This window comes from Bacillus pseudomycoides DSM 12442 (assembly GCF_000161455.1).
Taxonomy (GTDB): Bacteria; Bacillota; Bacilli; order Bacillales; family Bacillaceae_G; genus Bacillus_A; species Bacillus_A pseudomycoides.
The window spans coordinates 1904146-1916254 of the sequence record NZ_CM000745.1 but is presented as its reverse complement, the minus strand read 5'-3'; the positions used below and the strand labels follow the sequence as shown (position 1 = coordinate 1916254).

General features: G+C 34.4%; 13 protein-coding genes and 5 pseudogenes. 10 read left to right on the top strand and 8 right to left on the bottom strand.

The window, feature by feature from the left end:
• Positions 1-97: 97 nt before the first annotated feature.
• Both BPMYX0001_RS09565 and BPMYX0001_RS09560 read left to right on the top strand, forming a co-directional pair.
• Positions 98-742, top strand: a complete 645-nt coding sequence (locus tag BPMYX0001_RS09565; RefSeq protein WP_018783000.1) for a hypothetical protein — start codon at positions 98-100, stop codon at positions 740-742.
• Between the two features lie 415 nt (positions 743-1157).
• Positions 1158-1649, top strand: a complete 492-nt coding sequence (locus BPMYX0001_RS09560) for a hypothetical protein (RefSeq protein WP_018783001.1) — start codon at positions 1158-1160, stop codon at positions 1647-1649.
• Between the two features lie 168 nt (positions 1650-1817).
• Here the strand turns inward: BPMYX0001_RS09560 and BPMYX0001_RS34865 are convergent.
• Positions 1818-1916: pseudogene (locus BPMYX0001_RS34865) on the bottom strand (N-acetylmuramoyl-L-alanine amidase); the annotation flags it as partial.
• 255 nt (positions 1917-2171) lie between these two features.
• On the opposite strand from BPMYX0001_RS34865, the gene BPMYX0001_RS09555 reads away from it, so the two are divergent.
• On the top strand, positions 2172-3365 hold the full coding sequence (locus tag BPMYX0001_RS09555) for a S8 family peptidase (RefSeq protein WP_006094684.1): 1194 nt from the start codon (positions 2172-2174) through the stop codon (positions 3363-3365).
• Positions 3366-3454: 89 nt separating this feature from the next.
• Here BPMYX0001_RS09555 and BPMYX0001_RS29350 read toward each other — a convergent pair.
• A pseudogene (locus BPMYX0001_RS29350) lies at positions 3455-3847 on the bottom strand (N-acetylmuramoyl-L-alanine amidase); the annotation flags it as partial.
• A 12-nt stretch (positions 3848-3859) separates the two neighbouring features.
• Here BPMYX0001_RS29350 and BPMYX0001_RS33920 point away from each other — a divergent pair.
• From BPMYX0001_RS33920 to BPMYX0001_RS09530, 4 genes and pseudogenes are all read left to right on the top strand, one after another.
• Positions 3860-4060, top strand: coding sequence for an EndoU domain-containing protein (locus tag BPMYX0001_RS33920; protein ID WP_018783004.1), 201 nt, complete (start codon positions 3860-3862; stop codon positions 4058-4060).
• Positions 4061-4085: 25 nt separating this feature from the next.
• The gene (locus BPMYX0001_RS09540; RefSeq protein WP_018783005.1) at positions 4086-4391 is read left to right on the top strand and encodes a hypothetical protein; all 306 of its coding nucleotides are present in this window, start codon (positions 4086-4088) and stop codon (positions 4389-4391) included.
• Between the two features lie 359 nt (positions 4392-4750).
• Positions 4751-5296: pseudogene (locus BPMYX0001_RS09535) on the top strand (HNH/endonuclease VII fold putative polymorphic toxin); the annotation flags it as partial.
• Between the two features lie 22 nt (positions 5297-5318).
• Positions 5319-5819, top strand: coding sequence for a YxiF family protein (locus BPMYX0001_RS09530; protein WP_018783007.1), 501 nt, complete (start codon positions 5319-5321; stop codon positions 5817-5819).
• 301 nt (positions 5820-6120) lie between these two features.
• Here the strand turns inward: BPMYX0001_RS09530 and BPMYX0001_RS29345 are convergent, their stop codons facing one another.
• Genes BPMYX0001_RS29345 through BPMYX0001_RS09510 form a run of 4 tightly spaced genes read right to left on the bottom strand, consistent with a single transcriptional unit; the run spans position 6121 to position 8423 of the window.
• Positions 6121-7134, bottom strand: coding sequence for an N-acetylmuramoyl-L-alanine amidase (locus BPMYX0001_RS29345; RefSeq protein ID WP_006094678.1), 1014 nt, complete (start codon positions 7132-7134; stop codon positions 6121-6123).
• The gene (locus BPMYX0001_RS09520) at positions 7134-7340 is read right to left on the bottom strand and encodes a hypothetical protein (RefSeq protein WP_003205225.1); all 207 of its coding nucleotides are present in this window, start codon (positions 7338-7340) and stop codon (positions 7134-7136) included. Before BPMYX0001_RS09520 ends, BPMYX0001_RS29345 begins: the two co-directional genes overlap by 1 nt.
• Before the next feature lie 3 nt (positions 7341-7343).
• Positions 7344-7577: a hemolysin XhlA family protein gene (locus BPMYX0001_RS09515; RefSeq protein ID WP_006094677.1), complete on the bottom strand. Its 234-nt coding sequence runs from the start codon at positions 7575-7577 to the stop codon at positions 7344-7346.
• A 33-nt stretch (positions 7578-7610) separates the two neighbouring features.
• Positions 7611-8423 (bottom strand): tail fiber domain-containing protein, encoded by an 813-nt coding sequence (locus BPMYX0001_RS09510; RefSeq protein WP_006094676.1) that lies wholly within the window; start codon positions 8421-8423, stop codon positions 7611-7613.
• Between the two features lie 196 nt (positions 8424-8619).
• Between BPMYX0001_RS09510 and BPMYX0001_RS34500 the strand changes: the two are divergent.
• Together BPMYX0001_RS34500 and BPMYX0001_RS09500 are read left to right on the top strand one after the other, a co-directional pair.
• Positions 8620-9564 (top strand): annotated as a pseudogene (locus BPMYX0001_RS34500) (deaminase domain-containing protein); the annotation flags it as partial.
• Between the two features lie 17 nt (positions 9565-9581).
• Entirely contained in the window at positions 9582-9908 is a 327-nt protein-coding gene (locus BPMYX0001_RS09500; protein WP_006094674.1) for a hypothetical protein, read from the top strand.
• A gap of 152 nt (positions 9909-10060) precedes the next feature.
• Here BPMYX0001_RS09500 and BPMYX0001_RS09495 read toward each other — a convergent pair.
• Positions 10061-10382: pseudogene (locus tag BPMYX0001_RS09495) on the bottom strand (N-acetylmuramoyl-L-alanine amidase); the annotation flags it as partial.
• A gap of 147 nt (positions 10383-10529) precedes the next feature.
• On the opposite strand from BPMYX0001_RS09495, the gene BPMYX0001_RS09490 reads away from it, so the two are divergent.
• Positions 10530-11456 (top strand): sunset domain-containing protein, encoded by a 927-nt coding sequence (locus tag BPMYX0001_RS09490; RefSeq protein ID WP_006094672.1) that lies wholly within the window; start codon positions 10530-10532, stop codon positions 11454-11456.
• A 156-nt stretch (positions 11457-11612) separates the two neighbouring features.
• On the opposite strand, the gene BPMYX0001_RS09485 is transcribed toward BPMYX0001_RS09490, so the two are convergent.
• Positions 11613-12089, bottom strand: a complete 477-nt coding sequence (locus BPMYX0001_RS09485; protein WP_006094671.1) for a glutathione peroxidase — start codon at positions 12087-12089, stop codon at positions 11613-11615.
• Positions 12090-12109: the final 20 nt, after the last annotated feature.

The following is a 12109-nucleotide window of genomic DNA, read 5'->3' as shown; positions in this document are numbered from 1 at the left end:
AATTTCTTATTGTAACACGCTCTCATTTTTTCATCACATATTTTCTTGTCCGCCCATAGACTGTTTTGTACGTACGATCATGAAGGAGGAAATAAAAATGTTCTACAATAATAAATACCCTTATCCAGAGCAACCATACTATCCTCAAAATCAAGAACAACGATATCCAGAGCAGCAGTTTGAAGAACAAGAACCAGAGCAACAAGAATTTCAATATCAACAGAATTCATACTTAGCACAACAAACTCAAGAAGCTCAATACCATCAAAATCCATATACAGCTCAGCAACCTCATGAAACTCAACACCATCAAAATCCTTACGTAACACAACCAGGTCAGGAAACTCAGTACCAACAGAATCCTTACGTAGCTCAACAAGCTCCATATCAGCAACCACAAATGTATCAACCATACCAGGATACACGTGTTTCACCACCTGCACCAACATTAGATTCCACTCAACCACATATCTTGCCACCAGGGCCTACTACAGCTATTCCCACTGAACCAACACAACAACAAATTCAACAAGTTGTTGGTACACACTATTTGTCGTTAAAGAAACCTGTATTAGATTTCGTAAAACCATGGGTAGAGTACGGTATGAATGAAGCAAAACATACCTCTCAACAACACGCAATGACAGAGGTTGCTGCAATTATGTTCTTAGTTGGAAAAGGATTTAATCCGACAATTGCTCATTATATTGTGGAATCTTGGGAGAAGAATGAACAGTTTTAAGCTTGTTCATTTTGTGTAATACAAGTACTATAAAAGTGCCATAAAAGCCTGTTATACAAGCTTTTATGGCACTTTTTATTTGTTATATTTTATTTTATTTCAAAAGTGAATTTCATATTTTTTCACACGTTTTTATATCATTTGTGAGCAAAATGTGAGCAAAAAATAGCCTTTTAATTAAACTGTATTAGATAAATTTTTATTTTAAAAACAATTCATTTAACATAAATTTCCGCAATAATTTTGTATTACAATCCCTTTAATAAATATGGATTGCCGTTCCCATTTGTGAACTTGTGTGCGAAACATATCCTCTGAATTCATCGTGTTTTAAATTAAACTGAAAACGTTGATTTATTAAGGTTTTCAAAAAGTGATGTTTCATTTATTATAACAAATGAGAGGCAGGAAAATTATGATATATCAAAATGAGAAGATTCGTAGAAAAAAAGCATTAATCAGTGCCAAAAAAGTCTTTAGCCAATTTTCAAATTTAGAACTTATTGAATTTGAAAATCCCGATTCTGAATGGATAAAACTGTTCGACACAGCATTGAAACAGTTTCGTAATATAGACTCTAATCCAACATTTCACATTCCTATTGGTGATGTTAAAAGTAAGTATATTTTATGGATTGAAAGTTCTTTAGGTTCTTTAAGTTTTTCAAATCATAAAACAGAATATTTTATATTAGTTCCTAATTGTTTAGAGCCGGTATGGGCAAATGTTAGAATATTGAATTTCACAAAATCTATCGAGGAACTTTGGGACATTTCTGAAACTAATGAATTTATAATTGCTGATAAGAGTACAGGGCAAATTGCACAAATATTTTCTGAAGAAGAATGTTATGAAATTCACTTTAAGCGCTGCAACACAGACCTAATTGACTCTTTAAAAAATTAATTTGTAAATTAATATTAGTATTAGGAATTTAAGCCTTGATTAGCTGAATGTTTTTCAAACTTTCTGAATAGATGAGTATAGCAACTTGTGTAAAGTGATTGAGCAAGCAGTAAAAAATATATTATACAAAAGAGCACACCTGAATTAGTGAGTGCTCTTTTGTAACTCCTACTTCACATATACAAAGGCTTCGTTTGCAGTTACATAGTATGTCTGTCCTTTGCTATTGTGTACTTTGTATTGTGGCGAACCGTTCACTGTTACTTTCTTATTCTTTCTTTACTTTTCCAAACACCTTTTTGAAATGAAAATAATTCCAAACCATGATTTCTTTTAAAATTTATCTTTAAAATACCATCTTGGTAATTGAAATATCCTTTGGACAACTTCTGCATTAATAGCTCGCTTTATTAGAGGGAATTTTCTGAAATTTCAAAACTAATCATACATCGCTTGACCTAACTATATAGTTGAAAAGAAATGTGCATCAACAAAGATAAAATAATAGGGAGGAATTTTCTATTGAAAAGTAAAATTGGTGTTTTTTTACTTGTGTTATCTTTGGTTTTTGGTTGCATCCTTTATAACCCCTCTGTATCGAATGCAGACTCCTTATCCAAGGAATATGTTCCGAACCAAATTATTGTAAAATTTAAAGACAATACGTCTCTTAGTAAAACTCAAGAATTTCATAAATCAGTAGGAGCTGACGTTGTATCAAAAGATGATGTCTTGAAGTTTGAAGTTATTAAATTTACTAAAGGTACTGTCAAAGATAAAATAAAAATTTATAAGAATAATCCTGATGTAGAATATGCAGAGCCAAACTATTATTTTCATGCATTTTGGACTCCTAATGATCCCTATTTTAGTAATCAATATGGGCTACTAAAAATCCAAGCACCTCAGGCATGGGATGCACAGAGAAGTGCTCCTGCTGTCAAAATCGCTATTGTCGATACCGGTGTACAAGGTAATCATCCTGATTTATCCTCTAAAGTTATATACGGCCACGATTATGTAGATAATGATAGTCAATCAGATGATGGAAATGGTCATGGTACACACTGTGCGGGTATTGCAGGTGCTCTTACAAACAATAATATTGGAATTGCAGGAGTTGCTCCACAATCCTCTATATATGCAGTCCGAGTACTTGATAGTCAAGGAAGTGGGACTCTTGATGCTGTAGCAAAAGGTATCAGAGAATCTGCCGATGCTGGAGCAAAAGTCATTAGCTTAAGTTTAGGAGCTTCTAGTGGAGGAACTGCATTGCAACAAGCCATTCAATACGCTTGGAATAAAGGCGCTGTGATAGTTGCAGCTGCAGGAAATGATGGAAATACAAGACCAAATTATCCTGCTTATTACAATGAAGTAATTGCAGTTGCATCTACAGATCAAAATGACCAAAAATCTCATTTCTCAAATTATGGAAGCTGGGTGGATGTAGCAGCTCCTGGTTCGAGTATCTACTCTACGTATAAAGGCAGCACGTACCGATCATTAAGTGGTACATCTATGGCAACCCCACAGGTGGCAGGAGTTGCAGGATTATTAGCAAATCAAGGCTACACTAACGTACAAATTCGTCAAATTATTGAAGCCACATCTGATAAAATCTCCGGAACAGGAACCTATTGGAAGAATGGTAGAGTGAATGCAAATAAAGCTGTACAGTATGGAACTATGTTAAATGAGAATAAAGCTTCATAAATAAAAAAGGCCGACTCATAGGGAAGTGCCCCCCAATTGTTAGACACAATTAACAATTGGAAGTGCATTTCACATAGGAATCGGCTTTTTTATTTTACTTGTACATAATACGGACTAGCTGTAATGTAATATACATTACCTCTGCCGTTTTGCACTTTATACTGAGGTGATCCATTCACCATAATCTTCGCATCAATTGCAAACCCTAATCCAGCATCTAATATACCAGCAACATCTTTATCCTGCCAAGATGGAGAATCATAGAAACGTAGGTTGTCCACTTTGGACACAATACGCTTTCCTGCAATCGGATTAACTGGCCCTTTCTTCTCAAACTTGATGTAAGAAGGATTGTTATATACCCATTGATTTCCTCCAAGATTTAATCAACCATCTTTTTCTCCCCATACTTGGTATGATTCTGGTTTATTTAACTGACGAATAACAGAGTAACTTGCACCTGCCCCTTTACGAAGAAAAACCCTCAACACGTTATGTGTCAAGGGTTTAAGCCTCTTAGTAAAGAGACATATATTGATCGCGTTCCCATTGGTGATGTTGCTAACCTTCAAGAAAATATAAATGTAAAAGACGGAAATATGATATTTGGTGAATATAAAGGCGTAAGGGTTGGAGTAATAAAAACAAACGGTAAGATTGGAACTGTATTCCCAGATGGAACAAAACAACCTTAAAAATGCAAATAAAGGAGAATTAATTATGTTTGAAGAACAAGTAAGAAAAATTATAGAGGAGCGAAAGGCAATTCATCCTGAAAATATTTTTTTAATTGAGAAATATTGGGAAGAACTCGCAGAATTATTAAGCGAAGATATTGAACAAACTATTAAATTTTTAGATACCGCTTCAGAAGAAGAAGTAGAATGGCTTAGTGAAGTATTTGAGGATGTAGATTTTGACGAAAAAACTAAAGAATACGTGGAGTGTTTAAAACGTTTAGTACAAAAATTTCCGAACTCTACAATAAGACCATCTGTTGAAGTTGTAGAAAAAATGATATTTTAAATACAATCGAATTTAGATGAATAGATTCAATCTCATATTGCGACATATATAGATGTCGTATTTAAAAAAAGCAGCTATATCATGCACTTAGAAGCATATACAGCTGCTTTTTATTAAACATAACATAGATTATTGGTTTAATTAATTATTATAAGCCCTAATTTACTTTAATTGAAATATAAGCACCATGAACTCAATGGTTATCATAAAAAAATCAAATAAAATCAGAAAAACTATATAAAAATGGACGGAAATCCTGATTATTATATCTAATAAAATAATACATAAAAATTCGAATTTCAAAGTTGGTGGACGTTTTTACTCCCCTAAAATTATTGAATGGTGAATTTAAATTAAATGGGGAGATGACCGGGGAATATGATATAAGGCGTGCTTGGGAAGGTATAGATCCATCAACAGGCGATAAACTTTTATGGTTGGATCGAGTATCAGCTGGCGGAATGATGGTTCTGGGTGTTACACCAGTTGGAAAACTTGCTAAAATGGTGAAAGGTGTTAAAATGACTGCAGATGCAGCCCAAGCTGCTAAAAAAGCTGCTAAAGCCGCCGAAAATTATAAAGATCATCTTGAGAGACAAGACAAATTGTTAACTAGTAATGGTGCAGCAAGACGTGAGGCTGGAATCCCCAACTCTACTCCACGCCAAAAACCTACTCCTGTTTATGATGGAACTAGTGAACATAGATTGGTAGAAGAATACACCAATATTAAAAATGAAAAAGTATATATTATTGAACATAGAGAAGATAAAATGGGAAGAGGTCCCCATTTCCATACTGCAGACGCTGAAAAAGGGAGTCCTCTGGAAAAAGGAAGATATAATCAACATCCCGGACATTATCCAGAAGATATTGAGGGTTACAAGAAAAAAGGCAAAAAATAAGAAACTAAAGGTGTGAAAAGTTTTGAGTAATGCGAATAAAAGTCGAATGGAAATTTTGAAAATGAAAGCAAAAAGAAACGCTAGTAGAAAGGAACTTATAAACGAACTTTCTAATATTATTACCGTTTCTATGGACTCATTTATGGATGCAGAATCTAATGATTTACTTTGTAAAGAATTATTTAATAAGCTAGAACAAAATTCAAATATAAAAAATTTTGGTAGTACTGATTATAAAGAAAATGGGAAACTATCAATAGCACTGTTAAAAGAAACAGCTAAAAGTATTAAATTTCCAGTTAATCAAGGAAGACTCTTTTTCTCTAGAGGTGGTAAAATTGAAGCAGTTAAGCTGAACATCTCTGAAGTATTTGATAATTTAGAAGAGTTATCAACCATTTCAAGATTTCTAACTGGGTATGCTGATTTTGTATTAGTTGGTGATGATTTAGAATTCGGTGTATGTATTGAGAGAACGGAATATTATTATGAATTTAGTATGTGGGGAATAACAACAGTTTAAAATACGAAAGTAAATAAGGCCGCCTCTATTTGAGAGCGGTCCTATTTATTATTTTACATATACCAATGTATTATAATAAAAAAGAACGAATGTTTTATGACCTAGAGCAGGCTCTAGTAGATTCAGAAACAATGAGAGAACATTATTTTAATTGTGCATGTACTAGGATTGTGCGTTGTCTTAAAAAAACGAAGACTTTCCTGATAGCATGGCATATGAAGCATAATGAAATGAACAAATATATAAGCCGGCTCCTTTAATAGGGACCGGCTTTTCATATTACTTTACATATACATAAGCTTCATTTGCTGTTGTGTACTTTGTACTGAGTTGAACCATTTACAGTTACTTTGGCATCAATTGCAAATCCTAATCCTGCATCTAAGGTACCAGCAACATCTTTATCTGCCCATGAAGCAGAATCATAGAAACGTAGGTTGTCCACTTTAGCGACAACGCGCTTACCTACAACCGGATTAACTAGCTCTTTCTTCTCAAATTTGATGTAAGAAGGATTGTTATAAACCCATTGATTCCCACCGAGGTTTAGCCATCCATCTTTCTCGCCCCAAACTTGGTATGCTTCCGGTTTGTTTAGTTGACGAATAACGGAATAGCTTGCATCTGGGCCTTTACGCAGATTTATATTATTACCTTGAATGTATACAACTCCTTCAACATTTGCAGTTGGTACTTCTGCTGGTTTAGATGGTTGCTCAGGAACAGAAACTTCAACATTAGCATTATTGTATGCACGCTTCACATCTGCACGGAATTGAGCTTCTGATACACCATGACTGCGCAAGTAATCAAGCGTATCTTCGTGGTCAGTACCACCCAAATACTTCGTCACATCATAGTGAGTCCATAATCCTTTTTCTACAGATAAACCGCGGTCACGTAAAATCTTAGCTAGTAACTTCACATATTTATCATATGAGCGTTTGAATTTATCATAATCTGCCGTCTCGCATAACTCTACGTGTACAAAACGTTTATTCGCACCAGGTCCACCGCCATAAGCAATGTATTTTGTATCGGCAATTTGGATTGTTTCGTTCCAATCGACTGCATAGTGTACGAAGGCATTTCTCCATGTACGAGTTTCATATTTTTGAATATTAATAGCCGGAGCTTCTGGAGTCGCTGTGCTATGCGCCACAACGCCCTCGTAAGCCCCTACTCCATAACGGTACGGCTGTTTCGGTAAATCGGGAATAATAAGCGTTCTATCAGCAAAAGCCCCTGTAGCAAAACTCAACAGGAGCAATAGAGTCATAAATACAGAGGAAGCTAGTTTAATTGATTTTTTCATTAAGCATCTTCTCCTTTTTCTTCGTGGTCTGTCCAAATACCCAAAGCAATCCCAAATAAATAAACAGCCTTTTCAACCTTATCCAAATTACCTTCGAATCCGGTCATTCCAAAGACTGATAAAATTAATCCAAAGCATGAAAAAAGCGCAACCCATGTTTTCCAGTTGCGCAAACGTTTTAAAATATTTTCTTTTGTAAGTGGCATATCTTATACACCTCCTTTCAAGAGTAATCCAATAAGTGCTGTTACAATCGCACCGATTATGATGCGGAGAATCCAGGTTGTATTGGCACTGATTTTTTCAAGCTGCTTGTTTATATTCACGATGTCGTTCTCATTGACAGTAGTACGAGTTTCTAAGCTGCGGATATCACGTTGCATATCTTTTTGATCTGATTTAATTTGTTGGATTTCTTGCTTTAACTCGATAATTTCTTGCATCGTTTCACTCCTTTACAAAATAAAAAAGACCAGCTATTGCTGCTCTGTTGTCGGTGACGCTTCTATTTGGCTTCCTTTATCGATTAAACTTTGAACTAAAGCTTCTAAAGATGCTACTCGATTATTCATTGCTGCTATCTCTACATCTTTTGCTTCTAATTGTCCTTTTAATACTGCTATATCTTGATCATGTTTTTCATCTAGTTCTTGAACTGCTCTCATCGTTAATGATGTCATAGAATACAAGTGAGTACCTGTTTTATCTTTATCAACAAAGACATCATCCGATTCATCAACAATAAGACCGTAATATTGTTTGATGTCTTTCGTTGTTAAAGGAGGATCATTAGGATCTTTGTTCTCCCTCATTTCATAAAGTAAATTCGTATCACCCTTATAATTAAACTCCCTAATCTTAGCATTTCTAACTTTCTCTAAAGCAGAAAACGGTACATCGCGAATATTTGATTTGTATTCTCGTAAAGATAGAGCTATTATATGAGCTTGCACTCCTCCCCATCCATCACCAACAATATTCGGAGTTAAAAACTGAACAACTCCTGTATAGCCCGTAACTCTACTGTTTCGCATTGTTACGTTCGGCATTACTAAATCAGCATCCGAACCATTATCAGATATTGTTAATGATGAACTGTATGAACTAGTTTTACCGCGTCTGAAATGCCATTTTCCATTTCCAGAGTAGAGAACTTGGAAATCGTTAGCATGTAATACACTGATTCCACTTCTTTGCATTTCCAAAAATACAGATTTATAGGTTACTCCATTTATTACCTCATCTACTAGTCTGATATTTGTACTAGCATCAGAGAATCCTGCTCTCATTTGAGTCACTTGCAAAGCACCTAGAACACCGCTAAGAGTATTGTCTCCTCCTAGAACAATAGTTGGTTATACATCTCCATCCGATCGTCTATGATAACCGACATACAGACGAACGACACCACTTTCTATGAGACGTATAAACTGATTATCTAAACCCACATAATTGTTTGTATTAGATGTTCTAACTTGAAGACCGCTAAGAAATGGTAGTTCAATTGAAGAAGGAGCAATGTGTGGTCCATTAAATAGTGAGAAAAAAGATGAATCTTTACTGGATAAGTTTAAACATGGTGTCGAAGATATTTATGAAAGTGCTTCGGACTTTATACAAGGCGCTGGCAGTGCAGTAGCAGAAGACTATATTGGACTAACACCACCTGATAATGATAAATTAGAAAGCAATGCAACTTATCAAGCTGGAAGGTTTACTGGACATGTTTTATCAACGGTAGGATCTATTGTAGAAATTTTTGAAGGTATTTCAGTCATAGGCGGGGCTAATTTCTTAACCTTCGTCGCAGAAGTAGGAAGTGGTGGGTTAGCATCACCAATTGTTCTTCCATTAGATGCAGTTGCTATAGCGGCGGGGCTTGGTGCTGTTGGACATGGTGGGTTTGTTTTGAATAAATCAATTCAAAATGCTCAGGATACTCTTCAAAAATTCGAGTCTTCTGGTGGGCGTGTTAGTGAAACTAATAAAGTTAAAAGTTTTCAAAATAGAATTGATAACATACGTAATAGTATGCCAAATAATACTCTTAAAAAGCGTGGTAATATGGCTACAGCAGATGTAAAAATACCTGGATTAAAAGATAAGTTTAATGCCCATAGTAAAATTAATTCAAAATTTGATAAAGGTGCAGATGTTGAAGAGTTTTCAATGTTGAAACCGGAATCAGAACGTATTTTCAAAAGCTATGAGCCATCTGCTTCTAAACCAGATGCGACTAAATTTGATAAATTTCATGATACAGAAGCAAAAATTCGAGAAGATATAGCTTCTCAAATTAAGAATCCAAATATTTCTGGAAAAATTGATTTATATACAGAACTACCTGCTTGTCAAAGTTGTAGTAATATTATTTTAGAATTTAGGAAGAGATATCCTAATATTCACCTTAATATACACACAAAAAATTGAAATTTGGAGGAGACAGAATGAATTTAAGGTATGATGAGATTAAAGAAGATGTTATTGATACATATAGTAGCCTTCATATTAGAGCAGAATATGAAATAAAGGATACTTTTTATGCGTTACTAAATGATTATGAACATTCAGAAGAATATACTGAAACGGAAGAATGCTGTATCTACGTTAGCTTTGCATTGTTACTTATTGAAAAAAATAAAAATATTGATTTTATAAAAACTCGTTTAAATGAATTACTTGACAACAAAAAGATGGAAGTTCATAGAATAGAGTTAAAAGATGAGATTGCAGAGTTTACTAGTGATGTTAATAAATTGAAGGGATTTTTATAGGAGTATTGTAATTACTTTCGTTTCATCTGAATGATTACAGTTCGATAACGTAGTTTTATGAAAAGAGAGACCCCTTATAATAACCTCCCATTAGCATATACAATAAATGATGGGAGATAAAAAAGAGCATTTTCTAATTAGAAAATGCTCTTTTACAATTCATACTTCACATATACAAAGGCTTCATTTGCAGTAACATAGTATGCTTTGCCTTTGCTATTGTGAATTTTGTATTGTGGTGATCCATTGACAGTTACTTTTGCATCGATTGTAAATCCTAATCCTGTATCCACAGTTCCGACAACATCTTTATCCTGCCAAGAAGGAGAATCATAGAATCGTAGGTTGCCCACTTTGGACACAACACGTTTTCCTGCAATCGGATTAACTGGCTCTTTCTTCTTAAACTTGATGTAAGAAGGATTGTATTTAATCCACTGATTCCCCCCCAAGATTTAACCAACCATCTTTTTCAGACGAGTCATTCATAATCTATGAATTATTCATTGTAAAAATGTAATAAAAAGAAATATAATTTTCTTATTTCGGTTAGAAACCATGTAATTTCTAGTATATTCCTATATAATCAATAGAGAAAATCTTACAAACGGAGGTATCAACATGGCACTTTGGAGTAATATTGGCACATTTTTATTTTTAATAGCTCTTATTTTACTCATCTTATGTATCATTTCATTCTTTAAGAAAAATGGTAAAGCAATGAGATATGGTAGACCTACGGTTATTTGTTTTATTATTTCATTTTTAATATCAGCAACAAGCACCGCGGAAACGAAGCACCCTATTGTTAACTTTTTCGCTAATGTATGTTTAATCCTATTTATTTTCTTCCTTGTCTTAGCAATCTTATCTATCATTAAGAAAACTGGTATGGCGAAGAAACAGTTTTTAATTACAGCTGTTTTATTTATAGCTTTCGGGCTATTAACCAGTGTCGCAACTCCTTCTGCTGAAAAAATAACAGCAAAAGATAAAAAAGTTGCAACTGAAAAAAAAGAACTAGAAGATAAAAAAGATGCTAAAAAGAAAGAGGCCGACGAAAAGGCTCAAAAACAACAAGAAGAGCAAAAACGTCAAGCCGAGGAACAAGCTCAAAAACAACAAGAAGAGCAAAAACGTCAAGCTGAGGAACAAGCTCAAAAACAACAAGAAGAGCAAAAACGTCAAGCTGAGGAACAAGCTCAAAAACAACAAGAAGGGCAAAAACGTCAAGCTGAAGAACAGGCACAAAAGCAACAAGAAGAGCAAAAACGTCAAGCTGAGGAACAAGCTTCACAAAAGAAAAGTACTGTAGCGTCCTCAGCTACTAGCAATCATGGTGGATCTAATGGTCAACCTTTCCAAAACGATCCTAGTGATGATAAAGAAACAAACACTTCTTGTAAAGGTCAAATTAAAGGAAATGCCAATTCTAAAAAATATCATGTTCCTGGAGGTCAATATTATGATTCTACAAAAGATAATATCGTGTGGTTCTGTTCAGAAGTTGATGCCAAAGCAGCTGGTTATGTAAAATCAAAAAAGTAAGCTTTTTTTCATATTTAAAAACGTTGGGTGACAGAGTCATTTATATCTGTCACCCAACGTTTTTCTTTATTTCAAATACTTTTTCTAGGAAGGTGAAAAAACAAAACATGCTATTTTCGAACAAACTCCTTCCCACTCTTTATAGAAAATAGTAGTTTATAATATCTTTTCAATCTCCTTCTCTAATTCTTCCGGCTTCTTCTGAGGCGCAAATCGATCAATCACTTTCCCATCACGCCCTATTAAAAACTTCGTAAAATTCCACTTTACTGCCTTCATACCAAGTATGCCCGGTGCCTGATCCGTCATATATGTATATAGTGGATGCACGTTATCACCTTTTACATCAACTTTAGTGAACATCGGAAAGGATACACCGTAATTTAATTCACAAAAACTTGTAATCTCCTCTTCTGTACCTGGTTCTTGTCCTCCAAATTGGTTACATGGGAAACCTAAGATTTCGAATCCTTGCTCTTTATACTTTTCATAAATGGCTTGTAATCCTTTATATTGCGGTGTAAATCCACATTTACTTGCAACATTTACAATGAGAAGAACTTTACCTTCATACTCTCGTAACGATTTTTCTTCCCCTGTAATTGTTTTTGCAGAAAAATCATAAACTGTCATATATATCTGCCCCTCTCTAT

Coding starts and splice junctions, on each gene's coding strand:
- BPMYX0001_RS09510 (WP_006094676.1), bottom strand. CDS start 8,423: ATGAGAGCAGGATTCTCTGATGCTAGTACAAATATCAGACTAGTAGAT.
- BPMYX0001_RS33920 (WP_018783004.1), top strand. CDS start 3,860: ATGTGTCAAGGGTTTAAGCCTCTTAGTAAAGAGACATATATTGATCGC.
- BPMYX0001_RS09500 (WP_006094674.1), top strand. CDS start 9,582: ATGAATTTAAGGTATGATGAGATTAAAGAAGATGTTATTGATACATAT.
- BPMYX0001_RS09565 (WP_018783000.1), top strand. CDS start 98: ATGTTCTACAATAATAAATACCCTTATCCAGAGCAACCATACTATCCT.
- BPMYX0001_RS09515 (WP_006094677.1), bottom strand. CDS start 7,577: ATGCAAGAAATTATCGAGTTAAAGCAAGAAATCCAACAAATTAAATCA.
- BPMYX0001_RS09485 (WP_006094671.1), bottom strand. CDS start 12,089: ATGACAGTTTATGATTTTTCTGCAAAAACAATTACAGGGGAAGAAAAA.
- BPMYX0001_RS09540 (WP_018783005.1), top strand. CDS start 4,086: ATGTTTGAAGAACAAGTAAGAAAAATTATAGAGGAGCGAAAGGCAATT.
- BPMYX0001_RS09490 (WP_006094672.1), top strand. CDS start 10,530: ATGGCACTTTGGAGTAATATTGGCACATTTTTATTTTTAATAGCTCTT.
- BPMYX0001_RS29345 (WP_006094678.1), bottom strand. CDS start 7,134: ATGAAAAAATCAATTAAACTAGCTTCCTCTGTATTTATGACTCTATTG.
- BPMYX0001_RS09520 (WP_003205225.1), bottom strand. CDS start 7,340: ATGCCACTTACAAAAGAAAATATTTTAAAACGTTTGCGCAACTGGAAA.
- BPMYX0001_RS09560 (WP_018783001.1), top strand. CDS start 1,158: ATGATATATCAAAATGAGAAGATTCGTAGAAAAAAAGCATTAATCAGT.